23 protein-coding genes and 1 riboswitch are annotated in these 26,296 nt (G+C 42.9%); of the genes, 8 read left to right on the forward strand and 15 right to left on the reverse strand.

The genetic code is table 11. The features are described 5' to 3' along the window. The first annotated feature begins 8 nt into the window (after positions 1–8). Positions 9–773 carry a TIGR02757 family protein gene (locus tag RE317_RS06935; RefSeq protein ID WP_005851313.1) on the forward strand — a complete coding sequence of 255 codons (765 nt, stop codon included), beginning with the start codon at positions 9–11 and terminating at the stop codon, positions 771–773. A 175-nt stretch (positions 774–948) separates the two neighbouring features. On the opposite strand, the gene RE317_RS06940 is transcribed toward RE317_RS06935, so the two are convergent. From RE317_RS06940 to RE317_RS06960, 5 genes are read right to left on the reverse strand one after another with little or no spacing between them, the layout of a single operon-like run. After that, positions 949–2,937 (reverse strand): glucosamine-6-phosphate deaminase, encoded by a 1,989-nt coding sequence (locus RE317_RS06940; protein WP_005851315.1) that lies wholly within the window; start codon positions 2,935–2,937, stop codon positions 949–951. A gap of 3 nt (positions 2,938–2,940) precedes the next feature. Further along, positions 2,941–3,732: a glucosamine-6-phosphate deaminase gene (gene nagB, locus RE317_RS06945; protein WP_005839711.1), complete on the reverse strand. Its 792-nt coding sequence runs from the start codon at positions 3,730–3,732 to the stop codon at positions 2,941–2,943. Positions 3,733–3,777: 45 nt separating this feature from the next. Continuing rightward, the gene (locus RE317_RS06950) at positions 3,778–5,013 is read right to left on the reverse strand and encodes an MFS transporter (RefSeq protein WP_005839713.1); all 1,236 of its coding nucleotides are present in this window, start codon (positions 5,011–5,013) and stop codon (positions 3,778–3,780) included. 18 nt (positions 5,014–5,031) lie between these two features. Further along, entirely contained in the window at positions 5,032–6,228 is a 1,197-nt protein-coding gene (locus RE317_RS06955) for an AGE family epimerase/isomerase (RefSeq protein ID WP_008671464.1), read from the reverse strand. 12 nt (positions 6,229–6,240) lie between these two features. Continuing rightward, complete coding sequence (locus RE317_RS06960) at positions 6,241–7,155, reverse strand: dihydrodipicolinate synthase family protein (RefSeq protein WP_005851319.1); 915 nt, start codon at positions 7,153–7,155, stop codon at positions 6,241–6,243. Positions 7,156–7,460: 305 nt separating this feature from the next. Here RE317_RS06960 and RE317_RS06965 point away from each other — a divergent pair, with 305 nt between their 5' ends. Next, positions 7,461–8,666, forward strand: coding sequence for an ROK family transcriptional regulator (locus tag RE317_RS06965; RefSeq protein ID WP_005851321.1), 1,206 nt, complete (start codon positions 7,461–7,463; stop codon positions 8,664–8,666). A 40-nt stretch (positions 8,667–8,706) separates the two neighbouring features. Here RE317_RS06965 and RE317_RS06970 read toward each other — a convergent pair whose 3' ends face one another. The 5 genes from RE317_RS06970 to RE317_RS06990 form a co-directional block, all read right to left on the reverse strand. Continuing rightward, positions 8,707–9,441 carry an HAD family hydrolase gene (locus tag RE317_RS06970; RefSeq protein WP_005851323.1) on the reverse strand — a complete coding sequence of 245 codons (735 nt, stop codon included), beginning with the start codon at positions 9,439–9,441 and terminating at the stop codon, positions 8,707–8,709. Between the two features lie 149 nt (positions 9,442–9,590). Next, positions 9,591–10,934 (reverse strand): glucose-6-phosphate isomerase, encoded by a 1,344-nt coding sequence (locus RE317_RS06975; protein WP_008671463.1) that lies wholly within the window; start codon positions 10,932–10,934, stop codon positions 9,591–9,593. Between the two features lie 13 nt (positions 10,935–10,947). Continuing rightward, positions 10,948–11,943: an NAD(P)H-dependent glycerol-3-phosphate dehydrogenase gene (locus RE317_RS06980; protein WP_005839736.1), complete on the reverse strand. Its 996-nt coding sequence runs from the start codon at positions 11,941–11,943 to the stop codon at positions 10,948–10,950. A gap of 56 nt (positions 11,944–11,999) precedes the next feature. Further along, a complete protein-coding gene (lysS, locus tag RE317_RS06985; protein ID WP_005839738.1) occupies positions 12,000–13,730 on the reverse strand; it encodes a lysine--tRNA ligase in 1,731 nt (576 codons plus the stop codon). A gap of 74 nt (positions 13,731–13,804) precedes the next feature. Continuing rightward, on the reverse strand, positions 13,805–14,545 hold the full coding sequence (locus RE317_RS06990) for a DUF6064 family protein (RefSeq protein WP_008671462.1): 741 nt from the start codon (positions 14,543–14,545) through the stop codon (positions 13,805–13,807). 99 nt (positions 14,546–14,644) lie between these two features. On the opposite strand from RE317_RS06990, the gene RE317_RS06995 reads away from it, so the two are divergent. Both RE317_RS06995 and RE317_RS07000 read left to right on the forward strand, forming a co-directional pair. Continuing rightward, positions 14,645–15,187, forward strand: coding sequence for a TlpA disulfide reductase family protein (locus tag RE317_RS06995; protein ID WP_005839742.1), 543 nt, complete (start codon positions 14,645–14,647; stop codon positions 15,185–15,187). Positions 15,188–15,193: 6 nt separating this feature from the next. Next, a complete protein-coding gene (locus RE317_RS07000; RefSeq protein WP_005839744.1) occupies positions 15,194–16,000 on the forward strand; it encodes an N-acetylmuramoyl-L-alanine amidase in 807 nt (268 codons plus the stop codon). Positions 16,001–16,171: 171 nt separating this feature from the next. Here the strand turns inward: RE317_RS07000 and RE317_RS07005 are convergent, their stop codons facing one another. Beyond that, positions 16,172–17,746 carry an Rne/Rng family ribonuclease gene (locus RE317_RS07005; RefSeq protein ID WP_007840057.1) on the reverse strand — a complete coding sequence of 525 codons (1,575 nt, stop codon included), beginning with the start codon at positions 17,744–17,746 and terminating at the stop codon, positions 16,172–16,174. A gap of 238 nt (positions 17,747–17,984) precedes the next feature. After that, the gene (locus RE317_RS07010; protein WP_005839749.1) at positions 17,985–18,260 is read right to left on the reverse strand and encodes an HU family DNA-binding protein; all 276 of its coding nucleotides are present in this window, start codon (positions 18,258–18,260) and stop codon (positions 17,985–17,987) included. Between the two features lie 179 nt (positions 18,261–18,439). Between RE317_RS07010 and mutY the strand changes: the two genes are divergently transcribed. Genes mutY through RE317_RS07030 form a run of 4 tightly spaced genes read left to right on the forward strand, consistent with a single transcriptional unit; the run spans position 18,440 to position 22,004 of the window. Then, on the forward strand, positions 18,440–19,498 hold the full coding sequence (mutY, locus tag RE317_RS07015) for an A/G-specific adenine glycosylase (protein WP_005851332.1): 1,059 nt from the start codon (positions 18,440–18,442) through the stop codon (positions 19,496–19,498). Between the two features lie 14 nt (positions 19,499–19,512). Continuing rightward, complete coding sequence (locus RE317_RS07020; RefSeq protein WP_008671461.1) at positions 19,513–19,980, forward strand: single-stranded DNA-binding protein; 468 nt, start codon at positions 19,513–19,515, stop codon at positions 19,978–19,980. A 36-nt stretch (positions 19,981–20,016) separates the two neighbouring features. Then, positions 20,017–21,369 carry a gliding motility-associated protein GldE gene (gldE, locus tag RE317_RS07025; protein ID WP_005839756.1) on the forward strand — a complete coding sequence of 451 codons (1,353 nt, stop codon included), beginning with the start codon at positions 20,017–20,019 and terminating at the stop codon, positions 21,367–21,369. A gap of 8 nt (positions 21,370–21,377) precedes the next feature. After that, the gene (locus RE317_RS07030; protein ID WP_005839759.1) at positions 21,378–22,004 is read left to right on the forward strand and encodes a 4'-phosphopantetheinyl transferase superfamily protein; all 627 of its coding nucleotides are present in this window, start codon (positions 21,378–21,380) and stop codon (positions 22,002–22,004) included. 175 nt (positions 22,005–22,179) lie between these two features. Next, positions 22,180–22,383, reverse strand: a riboswitch (cobalamin riboswitch). Between the two features lie 91 nt (positions 22,384–22,474). Here the strand turns inward: RE317_RS07030 and RE317_RS07035 are convergent. The 3 genes from RE317_RS07035 to RE317_RS07045 form a co-directional block, all read right to left on the reverse strand. Then, positions 22,475–24,256: a cell wall metabolism sensor histidine kinase WalK gene (locus RE317_RS07035; RefSeq protein WP_005839767.1), complete on the reverse strand. Its 1,782-nt coding sequence runs from the start codon at positions 24,254–24,256 to the stop codon at positions 22,475–22,477. Positions 24,257–24,274: 18 nt separating this feature from the next. Continuing rightward, the gene (locus tag RE317_RS07040; protein ID WP_005839770.1) at positions 24,275–24,964 is read right to left on the reverse strand and encodes a response regulator transcription factor; all 690 of its coding nucleotides are present in this window, start codon (positions 24,962–24,964) and stop codon (positions 24,275–24,277) included. A gap of 196 nt (positions 24,965–25,160) precedes the next feature. Continuing rightward, a complete protein-coding gene (locus RE317_RS07045; RefSeq protein WP_005851340.1) occupies positions 25,161–26,204 on the reverse strand; it encodes an asparaginase in 1,044 nt (347 codons plus the stop codon). Positions 26,205–26,296 lie beyond the last annotated feature (92 nt).

Consider the following 26,296-nt stretch of genomic DNA (forward strand, 5'->3'; position numbering starts at 1 on the left):
TTTTATTTATGACCCGAAAGAACGAACAAGAGCGATTCATGTCTTATATTACAGAACGGCAAACTCATGAGAGCCGGATGGCGGTGGCTGATTTTTTGCGGAAATATGCTGACCGGTATCATAACTCTGATTTTATTTCTTCTGATCCGGTACAGTTCCCGCATCGCTATCATTTCAAAGCGGATATTGAAATCAGTGCTTTTCTGACTGCTTTTCTTAGTTTCGGAGCCCGCCCTCAAATACTGAAGGCGGCAGAACGGCTGGATTCCATAATGAACCGGCAGCCTTTGCAGTATGTGTTGTCCGGGAACTGGAAAACTGATTTCTGTGGTGAGGAGTCGTTCTATCGGACAGTTTCAAAAAATAGAATGGCACAATTGTTTCATTGGCTGTATACTATATATAATAGGTATGAGAGTATGGAGGATGCTCTTCTTTGCGAAACGGATGGAACTCCGATGCAACGTCTTTGCCGTTTGTTTGGAGTGTCGGATAAGGCGCCGCAAAAGAAATTGAATATGTTTCTGCGCTGGATGATCCGTCGCGATTCGGAAGTGGATTTTGGAATCTGGAGGAATTTCTCTCCATGTGAGTTGATTATCCCTTTGGATACACATGTCAGTGAGATGGCTTTCAGATTGGGGCTGACCCGAAGTAAATCTTATACGCTGAATAACGCAAGAACTATTACTGCGGCTTTGGCTGAGGTTTTTCCCGAAGATCCTTGTCTGGGGGATTTTGCTTTGTTTGGCTATGGGATTAATGAATTATGAGATGTAGTTTGGGGTGTGTTGCTCGAAGCAGGTAGCTGTGGTGAGGATGACTATGGGATATCATTTGCAATAAATGGAAATCTAAAAATAATCCCCGAGGGATATCACATCCGTCGGGGATTTTCGGTTTTTTGGTTAAAGGTTAGTATAAAATTAGGTTAGGTTGTTTCTTAAATTATAGGGGTACGTATTCTACGAAGGCCTCCATTGCTTCATAACATGCCAAACCAAGTTGGTCATACAAAGCAGCGGTACCCCGGTTGCGGTCTTCACTTCTTTGCCAGAACAGACGTTCGTCGTTGCCCAGGAACGGTGCGCTTTCCATCTGAGACTGATGCTTTAAGATGGAGTTACGTTTAGCACGCAATTCTTCCGGACTGAACGGTACGGCCATTTCAATGTTTTCAATTTCCCATTCCGCCCATGCGCCACGATACATCCAGATGCGGCAATCTTTCAACCATTCGGCACCGGCTTCTTTTTCGATGTCGATAGCGGCAAGCACTGCGTCTGTGCAGACACGATGGGTTCCGTGCGGGTCGGCAAGGTCACCGGCCACATAAATTTGGTGGGGTTTTACGTCACGTAGTAACTGTAAAACGATTTCCACATCGGCTTCACTGATAGGGTTCTTCTCGATTTTTCCTGTTTCATAGAACGGCAAGTCGAGGAAGTGGACACGGTTCAATGGAATTTGATTGTAAGTACTTGCAGTACGGGCTTCGCCACGACGGATCAGTCCTTTAATGGTCAGGATATCGCGGCTGTCCATATCGCCTTCTTTCTTAGCGGCAAGGAATTTCTTGATTTCAGCGTATTTGTTTTTGATGGTTTCGTTGGAGTTTTCATCAAAAAGTTGGTTGAAACCGTTGATGAAGTGCATGAAACGTACTACTTCTTCATCGCCTACGGCAATGTTTCCGGAAGTTTCGTATGCTACGTGTACTTCGTGACCTTGCTGAACCAAACGCCGTAAAGTTCCACCCATTGAGATTACGTCATCATCCGGGTGCGGAGAGAAGACTACCACGCGTTTCGGGAATGGTTTTGCCCGTTCGGGGCGATAGGTGTCATCTGCATTGGGCTTGCCGCCGGGCCATCCGGTGATGGTGTGCTGCAAGTCATTGAATATTTTGATATTTACGTTGTAAGCAGAACCGTAGAGTGCCAGCAGTTCGCTCAGTCCGTTTTCATTGTAATCTTTGTTGGTCAGTTTCAGAATCGGTTTTTTGACACGCATACACAACCATACAATAGCGCTGCGAATCAATTTGTCGTTCCATTCGCAATTGGTTACCAGCCACGGACGTTGGATACGGGTAAGGTGAGAAGCCGCTGCCAGATCTATGCAGACATTTGCATTGTTATGCATTTGCAGATAAGAAGCAGGCAGAGTGTCGCTCACTTTGTCTTCCACCGCTTTCTTGATGATATCGGCTTTGTCATCTCCCCATGCCAGCAAATAGATTTTGCGGGCAGCCATAATAGTTGCCACACCCATCGTGATGGAACAGGGAGGGAGATTGTCCACTCCCAAGTTGTGTGCAGCTTCAGCACGCGAGGTTGAGTCAATCAAAATCAGTCGGGTAGGGGAGCTCAAGCTTGATCCCGGCTCGTTCATGGCAATATTGCCTTCACGACCAATGCCCATTAATACGATGTCTATACCGCCAAAAGTCTGGATACGTTGTTCGTACAGGCGGCAGTATTCGATGACAGCTTCCTGCGGAATCGTTCCGTCGATGGTGAATACATTTTGTTTATCGATGTCGATTTGGCTTAGGAATAAGTCGTTCAGCTGTGAGAAACTGCTTCCAGCCCCTTCGGAAACCAAGGGGTAATATTCATATAAATTGAAAATTACTACGTTACGGAAACTTAGTCCTTCATCTTTATGTTTACGGACCAGTTCGGCATAAAGCGGCCGTAATGAAGCACCGGTTCCAGCCCCAATCACGCAGAACTTTCCTTCGCGCTGACGTTCCTGAATTTTTGCCGTAATTTCGTTGGCAATGTGCTGCACGCCTTCCTCCATCGTTTCATAGATGTCGGTAGGCACTTTTTCGCAGCGGGTCAAGACAGAACGTTCCACCGCATTTTCGGGTTTATAATATTTCGGAGATACTCTGTTCAGAGAAATCTGCGAACTTAAGTTTGTTCTCATAAATTACAAATTAGCTTTTTCGATGTCTTTGAAATATTTGTAGGTACCGACTTTCAGTTCGTCTGTAGCGGCTTCGTCACAAACAATGATGCCATGCTGGTGCATTTGTAATGCACTGATAGTCCACATTTGTGTAATACCACCTTCAACGGCATGTTGCAAAGCACGTGCTTTGTTGTGCCCGTTGCAGATAATCAGAACTTCTTTGGCTGAAAGGACAGTCCCTACACCTACTGTTAACGCAGTTTTAGGTACTTTGTTCACGTCATTGTCAAAGAAACGTGAGTTTGCAATGATTGTGTCTGTAGTCAGTGTTTTGATACGTGTGCGTGAAGACAAAGATGAGCCCGGCTCGTTGAATGCGATATGTCCGTCGGGACCGATACCTCCCATAAACAGGTCGATGCCTCCGATTTCGGCTATTTGTTTTTCGTAGTTGGCGCATTCTGCTTCCAGGTCTTCGGCATTTCCGTTCAGGATATGTACATTTTCTTTCTTTATATCAATATGGTTAAAAAAGTTTTTCCACATAAATGTATGGTAGCTTTCTGGATGATCTTCAGGCAAGCCTACATATTCGTCCATATTGAAAGTAACGACATTCTGGAAAGATACTTTTCCCTGCTTGTTCAGTTCTATCAGCGCTTTGTACATGCCTAGCGGTGAAGATCCTGTGGGACAACCTAAAACAAAAGGTTTTTCAGGAGTCGGATTTGCCGCATTGATTTTACTAGCTACATAGTTTGCCGCCCATTGTGACAGCGCTTGGTAATCAGATTCAATAATTACTCTCATGGTTCTTTCTTTTTTAAGTTTTAAGTGTTAAGTTAACTATACGGGTTATTCCATATTATCCGTTTTGGGACGGAGGAATGTCAATTGTACTACCAGTGCGATAAGCACAATAATAGCCAACATGGCAAATCCCAGTCCCAACTTACCGCCGTCTGTCCACTTTCCCAAGACTTCGGTAATGGCTGCTCCCGCAAACACGCCTGTCATATTCATGATACCATAGGCGGTAGCACGGTGTTTGGATGATACGAACTGGCATAGAATCGGCATATTGTTGGCATCGAAGATACCATAACCGATTCCGAATAATAATCCAGCTCCCACAACAGCTACGAAACTGTGTCCGAACCCTAGTAAAAGCAGGGATGGAATAGTAAGTCCCAAGCCGATGGCACCCGTGTACACACGTCCTTTTATATTTCTTTGCACCCACTTATCGGATAAGGTTCCACCAATAATTACGCCAATGAACGAGGATAGCGCGATGGTGATAGTCGACATGGGGCCGGCTTGTGACATCGGTATATTCAGGTTCTCGGCGAACAAGGTAGGTAACCAGTTTTTGGTTGCCCATCCCGGTAAACTGGGGGCTGCGAAATATAGCAGAATCACCCAGAATGCAATATTACTGAAAAGTAATGATAATCCCTTCAATAAATTGCTTTTTTCTTTACCGGAAGGTGAATTTATTTGTTCAATTTGTATTCTATCCTTCTTTTCATGTAGAAAAAGCATCAAAATTACGGCGTATGCGATGCCGGCGATGCCGAACCAATGAAAGGTTGTATGCCAGGAAAAAGCAGCGGCTACTGTAGCGCCGAAACCTCCGATGGCCTGCCCGGTGTAGAGCCCGGTCATGTGAATACCGATGGCTAATGAACGTGACTTATCGGAGTGATAGTCGGCGATCAGTGACAATCCGGCAGGAATATAGAGCGCTTCGCTGATTCCCATCAAGGCGCGAAGGAAAAAAACTTCATTATAGGTGTCGGCGATTCCCATCAGATAAGTGACGGCCGACCATACAAACAAACTGCCAACAATAAGCCATTTGCGGTTCATGCGGTCGCCCACCATTCCGGCTATAGGGCTCATACAGCCATATATCCAAAGAAAGACTCCCATCAGTCGCCCAAAATTGGCAGCTGACTGAAGCTCGGTGATATCCACCGCCATGGCATCTCTCATTGTGGACAACATTTGCCGGTCCATGTAATTCAACAGGGCGACACCCCATAATAATCCTACTACAACCCAAGGATAAATTTTACTGTTTTTCATGCTAATAGATAAAGGGCTTTATAAATGTGATTTTTTGCTGTCGAGTATTTCCTCGCATAATGTATAGCCCTTGATCATCATTCTTGGAATGTGGAACGGGCCTTTGAACAGGTTACCCTTGGCCATTTGTGCAGGCGTGCCGTCACGATGGAGATATCCAAACCATTCTCCACACTCTTTATCAGGGAAATGGGTGTATGTCCAATCGCTGATTTGCTTGTGCATGTCAAGGTATTTTTCATTTCCGGTTGCTAAATATGCATACAAAGTAGCGATGATAGCCTCTGTCTGAGGCCACCAGAATTTCATGTCTTGGGAATAATCCTGTGGCGGAAGGTTCTTGCAGTCTTTGAAGTTGATGATACCTCCGAATTCTTTGTCCCATCCCCACTCCCAAGACCAATCAAGGATAGTGAGGGCCAATTCCGTAATATCTTTGTCCCAATTACGGTATTTGGCTTCTTCCAGCAGAAACCAGGCTGTCTCGATACAATGTCCCGGATTGATGGTGCGGCCCATGTTGCTGTCGATGAATTCTCCATGGGGACCTACCGTTTCAAGCAACGCCTTGAATTCGGGATGCATGAAATCTTTGCGCAGTTGGGCGATGGAAGCGTCAATCTGTCCGTTGAAGCTTTCATCTTGAATGGCCTGGCGGATACGTGATGCTACATTAATCAGGATCATTGTGATGGAATGTCCTTTCATAGGAAGAGTATCCAGATATTTAGGAGGGAGTATGCCCGGTGTTTCCATAAAATACTGCATCCGTTTGAACAAGTCTAATGCTTTTACGGCATACGTCTGGTCACCGGATGCGATGGCATATTCCGACATGGCGATGGCTGCGAATGACTCCGAGAAAATATAACGGCGTTTGCGCAAGGGAGTGCCTTCGGCAGTCACCTCGAAATACATACGTCCGTCAGAGTCAAAACAATGCGCTTCTATAAAGTCTATTGTACTTTTAGCTGCTGCCAGCCATGCTTCGTTCTTTTCTATATTATTATACGCATAGGAACAGATAAAAGCAAATCTTCCTTGGAACCACACCGATTTGGTGGTGTCCATCAAGCTGCCGTCCCGGTCAACACAGGTATAAATACCTCCATTGACCTTGTCCAGCCCGTATTTCAGCCAAAACGGCATGATATTAGTGGTCAGATCTGTTTTGTATGATTCTGACCATTCTTTTATATAATCTATTGAAAACATCGTGGTTCTGGTTTATTTGTTACATCTTTCGAAGAAATTGATTGCTTCCAGTTCGGCTTTCATGGCAGCTTCTTCCTCATCTGTCATATTTTGGAATGGAGTCCGGTTCTTTCCTAAATCCAGCCCTATCAGTTTCATGATGCGTTTGCCGCCAACGATGTTTCCACGATAGTGACAGATGACATTGATAACTTCCTGCGCGAAATTCTGGCGTTCGCGTGCCAATTCCAGATCACCGGCTTTCCATGCTTCGATGATGCCTGTGAGTTCTTTGCCGTTATAGTTGGTTGTTCCACCGATACCGCCCTGTGCACCGCCCATAGCCAGACATGGAAGGATCGTTTCATCCTGGCCGTGCAACATGTCGAATTTGCCATTTTTATATAAACGGCATTGGTTGTATTCATACAGGCTTTCGAAAGTATATTTGATGCCGGCGAAATTAGGAATGCGACCGTCTACGGCTTCCAAGAATGCTACCATTGAGAGGTATGCTCCATTGAAAGCTGGGATATGATAAAAATAGAAAGGAAGTGCAGGAGCGCCGCATGCTATTTCTTCGCAGTATTTCACCAATTCCTCAATGCGTCCTACCTTCGGGAAAGGAGGTGCCATTGCTCCGATACCCCATGCTCCGATTTTCTGAGCGTGTTCCGCCAGACGTTTGCTTGATTTTACACAAGTGCTTCCTACATGGACAATGACTTTGAATCCTTCGGGTGCTACTTCCATCCAACGTTCAGCCAGTTTCATGCGTTCGTCTTCTGTCAGCATATAGCCCTCTCCGGAAGAACCATTGATAAATACGCCTTGAAGTCCGTTTCTAACCAATAGTTGGCAATAGGCTTCAATCGGTTCATAATTTACTTCTCCGTTCTCATAAAAGGGAGTAAAAGGTGCGTCAATTAATCCGTGAATCTTTTCCATAGCCTTTAATTTATTTGAAATGAATATTTTATATTACTTAATCATGTTGCGTGCAAATATATAAATGATTTATGAAAACAACAAGTGAAAACTAAATTTATTTATTAATAATCACTCTTTTAATAAATAGAAAGATAAATAAGCGACTTAGAAACGTTCTTTAAATGTATATGGAAAATGGAATTGTTACAAAAAATGATAATTAGCTTACATCTTCTAAAATAATTTTTGAAAATTCTCTTTAAATGTGATTTGATTTCATAAAAAAATAACTATATTTGTGGACATTAACGGAATATTTTATTATGGGTGAGAATTTGTTGAAAGAAATTGAAAAGGGCTCAAAGATGGCTGTGATGAAGAAGAAAATCATTACCCATTATATTTATAATGGAAGCTCTACGATTACTGATTTAGCAAGAGAGATGGATTTAAGTGTGCCTACAGTTACAAAATTCATTGATGAAATGTGTGAGGAAGGTTACATTAACGACTATGGAAAGCTGGAAACCAGTGGGGGAAGACATCCCAGTTTGTATGGTTTGAATGCAGATTCCGGATATTTTGTAGGTGTTGAAGTGCGTCAGTTTTCCATTAACTTAGGGTTGATAAATTTTAAAGGAGATGTAGTTCAGCTAAAAATGAATGTTCCTTTTAAAGCGAAGAATACCCCTGAGAGTTTAGACGAATTGTGTAAGTTGATTAAACATTTTCTTCAAAAAGTCAGTGTTGAGAAAGATAAGATATTAAATATTAATGTAAATCTTTCCGGGCGTGTGAATCCGGATTTGGGATATAGTTACAGTATATTCAATTTTGATGAGCGCCCGTTGACGGATGTCATATCAGAAAAGGTGGGTGGTTATCGTGTTTCTATTGATAACGATACTCGTGCTATGATTTACGGTGAGTATATGCAAGGTGTTGTGAAAGGTGAGAAGAATATCATCTTTATCAATGTCAGTTGGGGATTGGGTATGGGAATTATCATTGATGGAAAGATTTATAAAGGAAAATCTGGTTTCTCTGGCGAATTCGGGCATAATTTTGGATATGAGAATGAGATTATCTGCCATTGTGGGAAAAAAGGATGCATAGAAACGGAAGTTTCGGGGGCTGCTTTGCATCGTATTCTGTTGGAACATATTAATAATGGTGAAAACTCTATTATCTCCAATACCAAGAAAAATTTGGAAGATTTGACCTTGGATGATATCATTGATGCGGTAAATAAGGAAGATTTGCTGTGTATTGAACTGGTGGAAGAAATCGGAGTGAAATTAGGTCGCCATGTAGCGGGACTTATTAATATATTTAATCCGGAGCTAGTCATTATTGGTGGTGCATTGTCACGTACAGGTGATTATTTGACACAACCCATCACTACAGCTATTCGAAAATATACACTGAACTTGATGAACCGTGATTCTGTTATTGTAGAATCTAAATTGAAAGAAAGAGCCGGGATCATCGGTGCTTGTATGTTGTCGCGCAGTAAACTGTTTGAATAAATATGGCGAATTAAAAATAAATAGGGGCTTAAATAAGCCCCTATTTATTTTTAATAGTTTGCTTTAGTGTTTCCCAATTTTCATTGAAATCGGGCATGGAATGAAAAAGTAAATTCGCTCCTTCATTCAGTAACACATTGTCGTGCAATGGTCCTGTATTCACGGCGATGGTAAAAATACCGGCTGCAACTCCCGCCTGTACACCTAGTGGTGCATTTTCTATTACTAACGCTTCATTGGGTTTAAAGCCGCCTTTCTTTAGGGCCATCAGATATGGTTCCGGATTTGGTTTCCCATATTTCACATCAAAGGCGGTAACCATTAAGTTGGCTTGGAATATGCCCGGAAAATTATGATTCAATCGGTCCAATAACGAAGTTTGTCCCGAACCGGTTACTACCATCGGAGTCAGTCCTTCACTCTTTATTTTAGTCAATACTTCCAGTGCGCCGGGCATCCGTTCTGCTTTGGGGCATTTGTTGAATTCTTCAGTTTTGGCTTGGTAGATAGCTTTTATTTCTTCTTCAGTAGCATCATGCCCACGTTCCCGACGACTTACTATATTGATCGTAGATGCACCGGTACGCCCTTCGTGCATATAAGCTTCTTCTCGGCTGAGGCCGAAACCGAAGCGTTTCATTATTTTATGCCATGACTCAGCATGGTTGGGCATGGAGTCGAACAGCACGCCGTCCATATCGAATAATACGGCTTTCAAGTCGATGGATTCGTATCCATGAGTATGAAGATAGTTATTTATCGCTTCTTTAAACATAGAATAAATGTATAGTTATTACTTCCAAAGGTGTGACCGTTGGATTGGAATAAAGTGAAGAATCTGCAAGCATTTGATGGATGCTTTCAGATTCTTCACTGTTATTCGGAATGACATTGATAAATGGCATTCTGAATAGGTTCTTGATATTATAATCTAGCTTGGATAGCTTTAGACTCTTCTTCGTATCCCGGTTTATTCAACAAAGCAAACATATTTTTCTTGTATGCTTCCACGCCTGGTTGGTTGAACGGATTTACTTCCAGCAAATAACCGCTGATACCACAAGCTTTTTCAAAGAAATAGATGATTTCTCCCAGGTAGTATTCATTCAGTTCGGGTACAATCAGTCGCATATTGGGTACACCACCGTCAACGTGTGCCAGCTGAGTACCTAGTTCTGCCATCTTGTTCACTTCGTCTACACGCTTTCCTGCCAAGAAATTCAAGCCATCCAAATTTTCGCTGTCCGAAGGAACTTGAAGCGTATGTTCCGGGTTTTCGATAGAGATAACTGTTTCGAAGATAGTACGTTCACCTTCCTGAATCCACTGTCCCATAGAATGGAGATCGGTAGAGAAGTCGACGGCAGACGGATAAATACCTTTACCATCCTTACCTTCGGATTCACCGTACAATTGTTTCCACCATTCGTTCATATAGTGCAGTTTGGGATTGAAGTTTACCAAAATCTCAATCTTCTTTCCGTCTTTATACAATTCATTGCGGGTGGCAGCATAAACAGCGGCAGGATTTTCGGCAAACGGAGTAGCCGGACCACATATTGTTTCCATCGTGCGTGCGCCTTCCACTAGTTTCTCAATGTCAAATCCTGCCACTGCGATAGGCAGCAAACCTACTGGAGTAAGGACAGAGAAACGACCGCCTACATTATCGGGGATAATGAAAGTCTGATATCCTTCCTTGTCGGCTGTAACACGTGCGGCACCCTTTTTGGCATCTGTAACGGCAACAATCACTTTCTTCGCCATTTCCTTGCCAAGCTGGTCTTCACACTGTTTTTTCAGTAAACGGAAAGCTAAGGCGGTTTCTGTAGTAGTACCAGACTTGGAAATATTAATTACACCGAACTTTTTGTCCTTCAAGTATTCAGTCAACTCGAACAAGTAATCTTCGCCGATATTGTGGCCTGCAAAAACGATGACGGGTCCGTCTTGTTTTGCTTTCAACCATTGAAAACTATTGGATAAAGCTTCTATTACGGCACGTGCTCCCAGATAGCTTCCACCGATACCTGCTACGACTACTACTTCGCAGTTGTCGCGCAGAACCTGGGCAGTAGCTTTCAAGTCAGCCAAATGTTCGGCTGTTATAGACGATGGCAAATGCAACCAACCCAAGAAGTCATTACCTTTACCTGTACCGTTTTCCAATGTTTCCATGCAGGCTTTCACCTGAGGTTCGTAAGCAGCGATTGTTTCCTTAGAAACAAAACCGGCTACTTTGTCGATGTTTAAACTAATATTCTTCATTGTATCTGATATTTTATCTGAATGAATCAGTTAATAATTTAATCTCAATCATGGGCGAGATGCGCTCATATAAAATATTATAAACGGCATCTACGATAGGCATGTTCACGTGCAAGTGCTTGTTTAGCTCCTTGATACATTTCGTTCCGTAGTATCCTTCGGCAATCATTTCCATTTCTATCTGTGCGCTTTTTACGGAATAACCTTTACCAATCATGGTTCCGAATACGCGGTTCCGGCTGAAATTGGAATAGGAGGTAACCAACAAGTCACCCAGATAAGCGGAATCATCAATAGAACGCTCTACGGGATGTACGGTATTCAGGAAGCGGTTCATCTCTTGAATGGCATTTGAAATCAATACAGCCTGAAAATTGTCGCCATATTTCAGACCGCTGCAAATTCCAGCGGCGATAGCATAAATATTCTTCAATACCGAAGCGTATTCTATACCTGCCACATCCGGGCTTACAGAAGTTTTTATGTAATGTCCGGCCAGCTGCCGGGCGAATATCTTCGCCTTGTCAATGTCTTTACATCCGATAGTCAGATAGGAAAGACGCTCCAAGGCTACTTCTTCTGCGTGGCACGGACCTGCAATGACGGCTATATTCTCTTCGGGAACACCGTATACCTGATGAAAATAATCGGAAACAATCAGGTTCTCGTCAGGGACGATACCCTTGATAGCAGTGACAATGAACTTGTCCTTTATTTTGGTTTTCAGCTTTTTCAGGTGGCTTTTCAGATAGGGAGAGGGGGTAACGAATATCAGGGTATCCGATTCCTTTACTATCTTGTTGATATCTGAAGAGAAGTTGATGTTCTTTATTTCAAAGCGCACACTTGTCAGATAAGCCGGATTATGTCCCAAACGTTTGAATTCTTCAATTCGGTCGTCGCGGCGCATATACCAGTTGATTGATTCAGCCTGAGCCAAGACTATTTTTGCAATAGCCGTGGCCCAGCTGCCACCACCCATTATCGCTATTTTACCGGGCAATTTCATGCTTATTATTTATGATGGATAATTGACAATTGGAATAATTCTCAATCTTTAAATTCTCAATTCTCAATTTTCGCAATCCATCCGGCAACTTCGTCCACCGTAGGATTGGTTAATTCCAATTTATATTTTTTGTTGATTCCGCAAATGTCCATATGCAGCTTCTGCGGATTCACTTCTTTCATATCGCTCACCAGGTTATAGCCTGCTTTCTGAATGACAGGAACCCAGTCTTCTGAAATTCCCAGTTCCATAAATTTGGCAGGAGTGTCTTTCGGAGTAATCTTTTCGGGACGCATCTGGGGGAAGAACAATACTTCCTGAATGGTAGACTGTCCGGTCATCAGCATCGTCAGACGGTCCATACCGATTCCCATACCCGAAGTGGGGGGCATACCGTATTCCAGCGCACGGACGAAGTCTTTGTCAATAATCATAGCTTCATCATCTCCTTTTTCGCTCAGTCTCATTTGTTCTTCGAAACGTTCCAACTGGTCAATCGGGTCGTTCAATTCGGAGTATGCATTACACAGTTCCTTGCCGTTCACCATCAGCTCGAAACGCTCGGTCAAATCCGGATTGCTGCGGTGTATCTTTGTCAGCGGAGACATTTCTTTCGGATAGTCGGTGATGAAAGTCGGCTGGATGTAAGTACCTTCGCAGAATTCTCCGAAGATTTCATCGATCAGTTTGCCTTTGCCCATTGTGTCGTCAATCTCCATATTGAGTTTCTGGCAAACTTCTCGTATCTGTTCTTCGTTCATGCCTGTCAGATCATAGCCGGTGTGTTCCTTGATAGAGTCCAGCATGGTGACACGTTTGTACGGGGCTTTGAAGTCAATGATGTTGTCGCCTACTTTTACTTGAGTGGTGCCGTTTACATCCAGACAGATTTTTTCAATCATTTTTTCTGTAAATTCCATCATCCAGTTATAGTCCTTGTAGGCAACATATATTTCCATGCAGGTAAATTCAGGATTGTGCGTGCGGTCCATTCCTTCGTTACGGAAGTTCTTACCTATTTCATACACTCCTTCGAAACCACCTACAATTAGTCTTTTCAGGTACAACTCACTGGCAATACGCATGTACAGCGGCATATCCAGTGCGTTGTGGTGAGTTATGAATGGACGTGCGGCTGCTCCGCCGGCAATGGATTGCAGAATCGGGGTTTCCACTTCCATATAACCTTTTGAGTTGAAATATTCGCGCATAGAGCTATATACTTTACTGCGCTTGATGAAGATATCTTTTATCTCTTCATTCACAGCAAGGTCAACATAACGTTGGCGATAACGCAGTTCAGGGTCTTCAAACTTGTCGTAAGCGACTCCGTCTTTGTATTTTACAATAGGAAGCGGTTTGATAGACTTGGACAGTACGGTCAGTCTTTTAGCGTGGATACTGATTTCACCCATTTGGGTTCTGAATACGAATCCTTCTATACCGATAAAGTCACCAAGGTCCAGCAGACGTTTGAACACAGTGTTGTACATTTCTTTGTTTTCATCCGGGCAGATGTCATCACGGGTGATATACACCTGGATACGGCCTTTTGAATCCTGTAATTCGATAAATGAAGCTTTACCCATCACACGGCGGCTCATCATACGTCCGGCTACCGATACTTTGCGAGGTTCCTCATCATCCTTGAACTCAGCTTTTATATCTGTAGAAAATGCATTGGTTACATACTCAGCTGCGGGGTATGGCTCGATGCCCATAGCGCGCAATTCATTCAGACTGTTTCGTCTGATAATCTCCTGTTCACTTAGTTCTAATACGTTCATCCTGTTAAAACATTAACTCAATTTGTTGGCAAAAATACGAAAGATTTTGCAAAGTACCTCATTAAGACGTGTTTTTATTTCGATAAAGCCTGTTCTTGAGCCAGTTCGCACACCATAGATATCATGAACAGCACTCCGATTGCACCGCAGGCAATAATCAGGGCGAGATTAATCATACGGGCACGGAAAAGGGTGGAAGTATGCAGATGGGAAGCTGTGTATTCTTTAAAGAACAGATAAAGGCCCGGTACAGCCGAACTTGCCAGCAGAAAATCTTCAGGAATATGGAAAAAGTAAGTTTTGGTGAAACCGATCAGTGCCCAGTGGCAGAGAAACATGACGAGAAAGATATTGACTCGTTTGGAAAATGCCAGCAGCAGTCCGATGGTGAAAACCGCTACCGAACAAGGCATTACAGGTGAGGTCATCATGGGAAAGCTCATCCCCCTTATAATGGAGAAGAGTGGATAGGCCAATGGCAACATACAAAGCAGGACGGCTAGTGCGGTATGTTTGTGAGTCCGGTCAAAAGGGGTGTAGTTTACTTTCAGGTCATAAATCCAGAAGATGGCCATGATTCCCCAAAATCCTGCCAAAGCATTGTTGTAACTTCTTGGTTCACAATAAATCATGTAATACACGGAAGCTATCCATACATTCAAGAATATGAGATATAACTTCATCGCTACTTTTATTTTTTTTGTGGGGCTTTTGAATAGAGAACAGGTTAAAATAATGCCGATAAGGGTGATAATAACTTGATAAATCCAGGTACCCGCATTGTAATGAGTGATTGTATCCCAAAAAATATTCATCTTCTTGATAAGTTGGTAGTTATTTTGGGTGCCAAAATTACGAAAAAATGATGGAATAGCCTATCTTTGTAGCGAATATATAAAAATAAGAGAAGAACGATGAAGAAGTTTATGAGTCTGATGTTGCTGGTTTGCGCATGTTTGCTGAACCAGCCGGTGAAGGCACAACAGGTTACTCCTGATAATGCCGGTTATATAGTAAAGGTAGGGGATATGGCTCCCGATTTTGAAATGGAACTGACAGACGGACAGAAAGTGAAACTCTCTGATTTGCGTGGCAAGGTGGTGATGCTTCAGTTCACTGCCAGTTGGTGTGGAGTTTGCCGAAAAGAGATGCCTTTTATTGAAAAAGATATCTGGTTGAAACATAAGGATAATAAAGCGTTTGCTCTCTTTGGAGTGGATCGGGACGAACCTTTGGAAACCGTAGTGGCTTTTGCCAAACGTACCGGCGTGACCTATCCGTTGGCTCTTGATCCGGGAGCTGATATTTTTGCCAGATATGCAGACCGTAAAGCGGGCATCACCCGTAATGTATTGATTGACAAAACGGGCAAGATTGTAATGCTGACCCGTTTGTACAATGAAGAAGAATTCTCTTCTTTGTGCAAGAAGATAGATGAAATGTTGGGAGAAAAATAACAGATAATGAGAGGATCGGTACTATTTGTCACGTTTTTATTTTTTGTTCTATCACCGCTTCTGGCGAAGAAAAAGCCTCGTACCGGCAAAGAGGCATTATTTGGAAAGGAATATGCTACCTATCAGATTACATCCAATGAACTAAGCGGAGCTTGTTTTTATTTGGTGAGTGGTCACGGAGGTCCCGATCCTGGGGCCATCGGTATCTATCAGGGGCGTCAGTTGCATGAGGATGAGTATGCATACGATATTATTCTGCGGTTGGCACGTGAGTTGTTGTCACGCGGTGCGAAGGTGCATATTATCATTCAAGATAAGAAAGATGGTATTCGTGACGGTCATGTCCTGGCAAACAGTAAACGTGAAACTTGCATGGGAGATCCTATTCCCTTGAATCAGGTGGCTCGTTTGAAGCAACGTTGTGACTGGGTGAATAAACTGTATCGGAAAGATAAGAGCAGTTACAAACGAGCTGTATTTATTCATGTGGACAGTCGCAGTAAGGGACAGCAGACAGATGTGTTTTTTTATAACGCTCCTAAAAGTACGAAGGGTAGGCGGTTGGCCAATAACTTGCACCGTACCTTTGATAGGAAATATGACAAGCATCAGCCAAACCGTGGCTTTCGCGGAACGGTGAGTGAACGTAATTTGTATGTATTGCGTAATACGACTCCCGTAGCGGTGTTTTTGGAATTGGGAAATATCCGGAACAAGCGTGACCAACAACGGCTGGTTCTGAAGAATAACCGTCAGGCATTGGCAAATTGGATTGCGGAGGGAATAGTGAAAGACTATAAGCAAGGCAAATAGAATAGGGGCAACGGATGTGCTTTTGTTTTGCCAGCTTTGTGATGGTTGGGTGAGTTATAATCGGCAGAATGTGACTGGTGTTTGAGCTTGTGAAACTTCGAAATCAAGCCTTGCATATTAGAGTCGTGAAATAAAGAAAGGGAGTGACATTTTTTATCACTCCCTTTTCTTTTACTTGATTTCGATTTCCTCTTTCATGTCTATCTCCTCACCGTGAACATCGGTGAACCGATATTGCAGGAAGGCCAGACTTTGGTCTGGGATAATCTTTATTCCGAATCCGTATTTCATTTGCCATTTGCGCTTCAGGGAAACCAGACCCTGATTCACATATGCTGCGATGTACGGATGGATGTACAGCGTAAATCTCTTTATCTTCAATTTGTTGACCAGGTAGTCAATCTTACTCTCCAAAGTATCCGTAAAAAGGATGGATGGCTTTATGCTACCTTTCCCGAAGCAGGTGGGACAGGTTTCATTCGTGTTGACATCCATGGCAGGACGCACGCGTTGGCGGGTAATTTGCATCAATCCAAATTTACTGAGGGGCAGAATGTTATGTTTTGCTCTGTCTTTCTGCATGTTTTGGCACATACGTTCGTACAGTTTCTGCCGGTTCTCTGCTAGATTCATATCAATGAAGTCAACCACGATAATACCACCCATATCACGCAATCTTAACTGGCGTGCCAGTTCGTCGGCGGCACCCAGGTTTACATCCAGTGCGTTAGCCTCCTGCCCGTTGGCAGATTTGGAGCGGTTTCCACTATTGACATCCACTACATGAAGTGCTTCTGTGTGTTCAATAATCAGGTAAGCTCCACTTTTATACGAAATGGTTTTCCCGAAAGAGGATTTGATTTGTTTGGTAATACCGAAATTGTCGAATATGGGAAGCTGACCCTTGTACAGTTTTACGATTTCGGCTCGTTCAGGGGCGATAAGTGATACATAATCCTTAATCTCATGGAACACTGTTTCATCGTTCACATAGATGTTCTCATAAGACGGATTGAAAAGATCGCGCAACATGGCCACTGTGCGGCTGGTCTCTTCGTATACCAATGCCGGCAGTTTGGGAGCCTTCTGTACTTTAGTGATTGTTTCTTCCCAATGTTTCAGCAAGACTTTAAGCTCTGCATCAAGCTCGGCCACCCTTTTGCCTTCCGCTACGGTGCGTACAATCACTCCGAAGTTTTTCGGTTTGATGCTTTGCAATAACTGTTTCAGACGGGCGCGTTCTTCGCTCGATTTAATTTTTTGTGATACCGAAACCTTATCGTTGAAAGGGATTAATACCAAATAACGTCCGGCGAATGACAATTCGCAGGTTAGTCTGGGGCCCTTGGTCGAGATAGGTTCCTTTACAATCTGCACAATAACTTCCTGACCTTGTTGGAGGGTGGTTGAAACCGTCCCTTCCTTTTCAATATCAGGCAGCATAGTAGCTTTTGTGATGGGAAAAAGTTTTTTACGGTCGCTTAAAACTTGCTTCAGATACTTCTGATAAGAATGAAATTGAGGACCTAGGTCTAGATAATGAAGAAAAGCATCTTTTTCAAAGCCGACATCCACGAAACAGGCATTAAGGCCGGGCATTAGTTTCTTTACCCGTCCCAAATACATATTTCCCACATTGAAGGAAGCACTTCTCCCTTCTTTCTGAAATTCCACCAACGCTTTATCTTCAAGGAGTGCGATGGAAATCTCTTTGGGTTGTACGTCTACTACTAGTTCGCTTGTCACTTTTGTATTTTTAAATTGTTCACTTTTCTCATTAAACAAAGAACAAACCTGAAAGACTTTTGTTGCTTTGCAAGGTTTGTTCTTTATTTGTCGTCACAGACAGACTACAAATTATTTTTTGCTTTTATGTCTGTTCTTTCTTAGTCTTTTTTTACGCTTGTGAGTAGACATTTTGTGTCTTTTTTTCTTCTTTCCGCTTGGCATAGCTTCAAATTTTATGGGTTAATACTCTTGTTTATTATTTCTTTACTGATAATGTAAATGTCTTAGCTGGTTTAAATGCCGGAATATTGTGCTCCGGAATAATGATTGTAGTGTTCTTTGAAATGTTGCGAGCAGTCTTCTGAGCTCTTTTCTTCACTACAAAACTTCCAAAACCACGCAGGTACACATTTTCTTCTTTAGATAATGAATCCTTTACTGTATCCATGAAAGCCTCAAGTGTGGTTAACACTGTCACCTTGTCAATACCGGTATTTTTCGTAATTTCGTTTACGATATCTGCTTTAGTCATTTCGCTAAATAATTATTGTTATACTTATATCTTAATTTTTTGGACTGCAAATATATAGCTTTTCTCCCTCTTTAAGAAATATATTCAGAATAAATTTCCTAAAAAAAGCATCTTCTTCCATTTTCTTGGTTTACTTTTGCGGAAATATTGCATAGAATGCACTTTTATATAATACTGATATGGAGAATTTTAGCAGAAAATTGATAGATTGGTATAGGGAAAACGGGCGTGATTTGCCGTGGAGAAGGACAAAAAATCCTTATTTGATATGGATCTCGGAGATTATTCTACAACAAACTCGTGTGGTTCAGGGATATGATTACTATCAACGTTTTGTGGCCCGTTTTCCTGATGTGTTCGCACTGGCGGCAGCCGATGAGGATGAGGTGATGAAATATTGGCAGGGGCTGGGGTATTATTCCCGTGCGAGAAATTTGCATGCTGCGGCCAGAAGGATGGCAGAGGCAGGAGGATTTCCTGTAACATACACTGGGGTGCGTGCTTTGAAAGGAGTGGGAGAATATACAGCAGCGGCTATTTGTTCATTTGCTTACGGTATGCCATACGCAGTGGTGGACGGTAATGTGTATCGGGTGCTGTCCCGTTGGTTGGGCATTGATACCCCCATTGATTCGGCGGAAGGAAAGAAACTGTTTGTCCGGGTTGCCGATGAGTTGCTGGACCGTGAGCGCCCTGGTCTCTACAACCAGGCTATCATGGATTTTGGAGCTTTGCAGTGTACTCCGGTAGCGCCCGACTGCCTGTTTTGTCCGCTAAACGATTCTTGTGTGGCGCGTCTGAAGGGGATTGCCGGCTCTTTGCCTGTGAAGCAACATAAAAACAAGGTGACTAATCGTTATTTTAATTATATATATGTACGCATGGGCGCGTATACCTTTATACATAAGCGCAGCGGAAATGATATATGGAAAAATTTGTATGAACCGCCTTTGATAGAAACGGATCGTGAGTGGACGGAAGAGGAACTGTATGCATCGCCACAGTTTCGAGGGATGCTGGCCGGGGGAGAGGAGCCCATAGTGCGGCTGGTGCGGAAAGGGGTGAAGCACGTGTTATCCCACCGGGTGATTTACGCAAATTTTTATGAAGTGATTCTCCCTGAGAATTCGGCTTCTTTTGCGAAGTATCAGAGAATAAGCGTGGAAGATTTGCATAAATTTGCCGTATCGCGTTTGGTGAATCAGTTTTTTTCGCTAATTTTGGAGCCTAATAATTAAAAAGGAATAATAGAATGTCAGTAAATAAAGTCATTTTGATTGGAAATGTAGGAAAGGACCCTGATGTGAGATATTTGGATACCGGCATTGCCGTTGCCACTTTCTCGTTGGCCACTACCGATCGTGCCTATACGTTGCAGAATGGAACACAGGTTCCCGAACGTACGGAATGGCATAATATCGTGTTATGGAGAGGACTGGCCCAAACTGCGGAAAAATATGTCCGTAAGGGCGACAAACTCTACATAGAAGGGAAAATCCGCAGCCGTTCATACGATGACCAGAATGGCATAAAACGCACCATTGTCGAGATTTTTGCTGATAATATGGAGATGCTGACCCCGCGTAATACCTCGCAGCAACCGGGTACAGGATATGTACCGCAGGCACAAGCGGTATCCCGGCAGCAGGTGTCTGCACAAACGGCTCCGCAGCAACAGCAAGTTTCGGATAATAGCCTGACAGACGATTTACCTTTTTAATTAAGAGAACTTGATGTTTAACTAAAACCAGATTCCTTGGACCCTGACTCGTATTTATGCCGCTTGGCGGATTTATTTGACGGTGTAACCGTAACGGCTCCTACCATGGGAGCTATCATAGCTATCTTGTTAGCTGTTTTATTGTTGTATGCCTCAGGCTTTGTGTCTGCTTCGGAAATAGCTTTCTTTTCCCTTTCACCTGTTGATTTAAGTGAGATAGAGGAAGGAAAACATACTTCGGACAGACGTATCAGCGCCCTGCTGAATGATTCCGAACGCTTGTTAGCGACTATTCTTATCTCTAATAATTTTGTCAATGTAACCATTATCATGCTGTGCAATTACTTTTTTGCCAGCACCATACACTTTGGAAATTCCGTGATTCTGGAATTCCTGCTAATAACGGTTGTCCTTACTTTTCTGCTGTTGCTTTTCGGTGAAATCATGCCTAAAATTTATTCGGCACAGAACACGTTGAAGTTTTGCCGTAAGGCAGCTCCTGCCATTTCTTTTTTAAAGAAATTCTTTTCACCTTTGTCGGCATTGCTGGTCCGTTCTTCCTTTTTGGTGAACAGATGTGTGGCAAAAAGGAATTATAATATTTCTGTCGACGAACTTTCACAGGCTTTGGAACTGACGGACAAGAGTGAGATTTCAGAGGAAAGCAATATTCTGGAAGGTATTATCCGTTTTGGTGAGGAAACGGCTAAGGAAGTGATGACTTCCCGGCTGGATATGGTGGACTTGGAAATCAATACTCCTTATTCCGATGTGTTGAAATGTATTGTGGAAAATGCCTATTCCCGTATTCCGGTATATGCCGAATCGCGGGATAATATAAAGGGGATTCTTTATATAAAGGATTTGCTTCCTCATTTGGGCAAGGGCGACAACTTTCGTTGGCAGACATTGGTCCGTCCTGCTTACTTTGTACCTGAAACGAAGATGATTGATGACCTTTTGCGTGATTTTCAGGCGAACAAGATCCATATTGCCATCGTTGTCGATGAGTTTGGAGGTACTTCGGGCATTGTTACAATGGAGGATATCATCGAGGAGATTGTAGGAGAGATTAATGATGAATACGATGATGAAGAGCGTACGTATGTGAAACTGAATGACCGTACCTATATATTCGAGGCAAAAACCTTGCTGTCCGATTTTTATAAGATTATGAAAGCTGATCCTGCTCTTTTCGAGAAAGTGGAAGGAGATGCGGACACTTTGGCCGGTTTGTTGCTGGAAATAAAAGGGGAGTTTCCTGTATTGCACGAGCGGTTAGATTATGGGAATTATCATTTTGAGGTACTTGAAATGAATACGCGCCGCATTTTGAAAGTAAAAGTTATCGTTGACTCTTCCAGCTCCGTGGAAGAAGAAAAGAAATAGATTTTATTATGCCTTTATACCGTACTTATATCGAAGGGGAGTTTCTGCTTGGAATATGGAAGTCTGATGAAACAACGGAACAACTGCTGGCATCATTGGAGCATAAAGACTGGTATAGGGAGAAATTGGCTGTTCTTTCCGAAAAACGGAAGCATGAATGGTTGTCGGTACGTGTGCTGCTGAAGGCTTTGTGTGGAGAAGAAAAGGAGATAGCTTATTACTCTTCGGGAAGGCCTTATCTAAAGGATGGAAGCCGGTATATCAGCATCTCGCATACTCGCGGTTATGTGGCGGTGGCGCTTCATTCTTCCTGTGAGGTGGGAATGGATATAGAGCAGTATGGAACCAGAGTGCGGAAAGTAGCTTCCCGTTTTATTCGTTCCGATGAAGAACCCGCAATGATGGAAGGAGATGAAGTTTATGCTTTATTGCTCCATTGGTCGGCCAAGGAGGCACTGTTCAAACTGATGGGAGTAGAGGAGGTGGATTTCATTCGTCATCTTCGTATTTTTCCTTTCAGCTTGTCGGAAGAGGGGGAGTTCGAGGCATGCGAATATCGTACAGGCCGGCAGGAACGTTATCGGGTCCGTTATGTCACTCATCCCGATTTTGTATTGACTTGGATTATAAAATAATGCTCAGGCGAATCACTTCGGCTGAGCACTCCAAATAAACTTGGCAGAGTTTACTTTAAAATAAATTTTCTTTTTACCTGATATTCTTTTCCGGACAGTGAAACGGAGAAAATAGCGGATGTGCTTAAAGGCATCCCTTACGTTCAGTGTTCCAAGCTCTTTCCTCGAAAGCTTCAGATTTGATAAATGCACAGGCAGGTCTTCTGACTCGTTTCCGCTATAAGCACCTTCCCGGAAATTATCCCAGTGGTTATTGGCATTTTGCTTATGCGTTTAGTGAAACATACAGCAGCGGGACTGTTCAGGATTCTCACCTTGATTCCCTTTTAATCATTCACCTCGGAGGGGAGATAAATGAACCGATGCACCGCAAAGATACAGTTTATATTTAAGAAAACAATTATCTTTCTTTATTTTTTGGAGCCTGTTTAAATTTTGAAGAAAATTTAGAAACAGGCTCTTGTATCCTCTTATTCTTTACTCAATGTAAATATGAATTCCAGACCTCCACCGGGGGTATTTTTAGCGAAGATTGTTCCGCCATGCAGAATGACTGCGTTTTTTACAATAGCTAGTCCCAGTCCGGTACCGCCCAATTTGCGTGAACGTCCTTTGTCCACCCGATAGAAACGCTCGAACAAACGGCTTAGATGTTCGGGTCCTACTCCTACGCCTGTGTCCGAGAAACTGAAATAATAAAAACGTTCGTCTTCACGGAAACAGCGGATGGTTATGGAAATATGAGTTCCTGCGTATGCAATGGCGTTGTCTGTCAGATTCCGGAAGATGGAGTATAGCAGGGAAGAATTGCCTTGTACGGTCAGTCCTTCAGGCAGCATATTGTGGGCTGTGATCTGCTTTTCTTCCAGTTCCAAAGTTACTTCGTTCAGGATATTCCGCATCATGGTGGTGAGGTTTACCGGTTCTGTTTCTATCATGTTCGGAGCTTCTTCCATGCGGGTAAGTACGGAGATATCCCGTAACAGATGTGCCAGCCGGTTACTTTGTGCATAGCTTCTCTCCAGGAAAGCATTGATTTTCTCACGGGGCAGAGTAGGGTTGTTTACTATGGTTTCCAGATATCCCTGTATGCTGCTTACAGGAGTTTTCAATTCGTGGGCGATATTCTGTGTCAGCTGTTTTTTCAGAAGTGCCTGTTCCTTTTCCTGAGTGATGTCATTGATGGAGATTTCAAAGCTGTCATCTTGAAAGATAATGCATTCCACGGCAAAGATACGTCCGTTTTTGTCTATATTCAATGACATTCGTTTCTCTTCTTTGCCGATACTGCGTTCCTTGTTTTTTGTAATGAAACGGGTGATGGGCTGCAATTCGGGGATGGAGAAGATCTCTTCCGTAGAACTCAGATTTTTGTCCGAGATAAGGTTGGCGTATTGTGTGAACAGATTATTTACCAGAATCTCTTCTTTGCGGTGGTTGAATACGCCTAAGCCTTCGTGCGAGATCTGGAGATGGGTGATCAGTTTCTCGCGTTCGATATATAAATCTTCTTTTGCCTGATGCAGACGTTTGTAAATCTGGATGATATGTTGGGATATTTCGCCCAGTTCGTTTTTGGGAAAGGTATCCTGCATATCAGTGTCTATCGGTTCATTGCGGTCGGCTTTCATGGCAAATTGTTGCAATTTGGTGATAGACATTCCCAATTTATGTGTGAATCGGTAGAACACAATTATTAATATCAGGCTGATTATCAGTGTGAACCATACATAATGAGAGTCTGCTTTCAGGTGTCTCATCAGACTGACATTATAGGGAAGAGCCGAACGAATGATATAGTCCAGGTTAGGATAATACTTTGCCGAATAGAAAAATTCACCGCCCAGGCTTTCCGATTGTCTGTTAATGGAGTAGCCGCTGCCATAAATGATGGCTTCTTTTATTTCCTGACGGTTATGGTGGTTCTCGAAGTGGCTGGGATCTTTTTCCAGATTGTCATAAATTACAGTACCATTCTTGTTGATCAGTGTCACGCGTAGATCTTCAAAGGTGTGTTCGCAAACATAGTCGTTCAATTGTTGAATATTCAGTGTATCCCTGCCACGGAGAAAATCATTCAGGCGGTCGTTGTAATTCTGGAGTTGTGTGTTCAGCAATTCTATTTTGTATTCCTTCTCCCTGCGATATTGGAATGCCATGAAACAGATGGCGAATGCTATGAATAAGGAAATTACCGACAAGAATAGTTTCTTGTTGAATGACAGGACGTGGCTGGATAATTTAATAGTCATGGAAAGGTACAGGTTAGGTTATTCGCATTCAAAACAGTATCCGTATCCCAGGCGGGTGACGATGCATTTTCCATATTCGCCTATTTTTTTACGCAGGCGGGTAATGTTGACGTCAATGGTACGGTCCAGCACATAGACTTCCTCCTGCCATACTTTAGCCAGAATATCTTCGCGTGAGAATACGCGGCCTTTGTTTTGTAACAACAGCAACAGGATTTCGAATTCTTTTTTTGTCAGGGAAATTTCTATACCGTCTATGCTGACTTTCTTCTTGGTTATGTCGACTAAAAGCCCTTTGTACTGTAATTGTTCTTGCGCTTCTTTTCCCTGTGTAGGGCTGGTGCGTCGAAGGACAGCCTTAACGCGTGCTATAACTTCGCGCAGTGAAAATGGCTTCGAGATATAGTCGTCGGCTCCCAAGTTGAACCCTGTTACGGTATCGTTTTCAGTATCTTTAGCAGTAATGAATATAATGGGAATAGAAGCAGTAGCTTTATTCTTTTTCAGCATGTTCGCCATTTTGAATCCTGATATTTCTCCCATCATCACATCCAGCAACAGCAAGTTGTATTGGGTCAGTTCCATCTTCAGGGCTTCTTCGGCGGAGTTTGCCGTGTCCACAAAATACCCTTCGTTTTCTAAATTGAATTTAAGAATCTCGCATAGATCTTCTTCATCGTCAACTACTAAAATGCGGTAATCATTCATATATCCATCTTTTTAATACTACAAAACTAATCTTTTTTGATCAGCACTGCAAAAATGGAGCATTTTTATTACTATTTGATGAAACAAATATTACAAAAAGATTACATGCTATAAAATCGTTAAGTTCTCATCGCAGATTACACCATTTTAATGATTCTGCAATCATCCCGCCGGATGATAATTGGAACGCAATAAATTATGATTTCGTAAACTCTCCGGCTACCGGAATACTCATTTGGTAACGTATTTCTCTTTCACTTTTTCCGTGTCCCAAAAGGAACATCAGTTTGGTTAGAACGGATTCCACCGTACTGTCATAGCCGCTGATGACCCCTGCGTCCAGCAGATGGAGCCCGGTTTCATACCTTCCCATTTCCACTGTTCCAGTAGAGCATTGGGAGATGTTGACAATGATGATTCCCCGTGAGGTGGCATCCCTTAGAAGTTCGATGAACCACGGCTTTTGCGGAGCGTTGCCCGAACCGTAGGTCTTTAATACCACTGCGCGTAATCCCGGTGTATGCAGGATATTGCTGATCATGTTTTCCTGGATGCCCGGAAAAAGGGTCAGTATAATTACATTGGTATCATAAAGATAGTGTGGTTTTAATGGCAGATTGGGATCGGCTTTGTGAATACGGTCATATTCATATTTTATGTGGATGCCTGCTGTTGCCAGCGAAGGGAAATTGTATGAACGGAACGCATTGAAATTCTCCGCATTGATTTTTGTGGTACGGTTTCCGCGCAACAGATGGTTTTCGAAGAAGATGCATACTTCGGGTACAATAGCAGTGCCGTCCGGATGTTTGGCAGCGGCTATTTCTATGGAAGTGATCAGATTTTCCTTTCCATCGGTGCGCAACATGCCGATGGGTAACTGGCTACCCGTCAGGATAACCGGCTTGCTCAGGTTTTCCAGCATGAAGCTGAGTGCTGAAGCGGTGTATGCCATGGTGTCTGTACCGTGCAGAATGACGAACCCGTCAAAATTGTCATAATTGTATTTGATGATCTTGACTAACTTGGCCCACAAGGCAGGTTCCATATCCGAAGAGTCAATGGGGGGATTGAACTGGTAAGAGGAGATGCGATAGTTGAACCGCTTCAATTCGGGGACATTGTCTTGCAACTGGTCGAAATTGAAGGCTTCTAGTGCACCTGTCTCAGGATTTTCAATCATGCCGATCGTACCGCCTGTGTATATTAGCAAAACGGAAGGATATTCACTCTGTGTCATGCGCTTTTCTTGTTTAATTTTGGCACAAAGATAGTAATTATGTGTAACTATGACAAAAATAAGAGAGGGAAATAACAAAATGTTTTTCTTTA

This window comes from Phocaeicola sp. GP0067 (genome assembly GCF_031119655.1).
In the GTDB taxonomy this organism is placed as follows: domain Bacteria; phylum Bacteroidota; class Bacteroidia; order Bacteroidales; family Bacteroidaceae; genus Phocaeicola; species Phocaeicola vulgatus.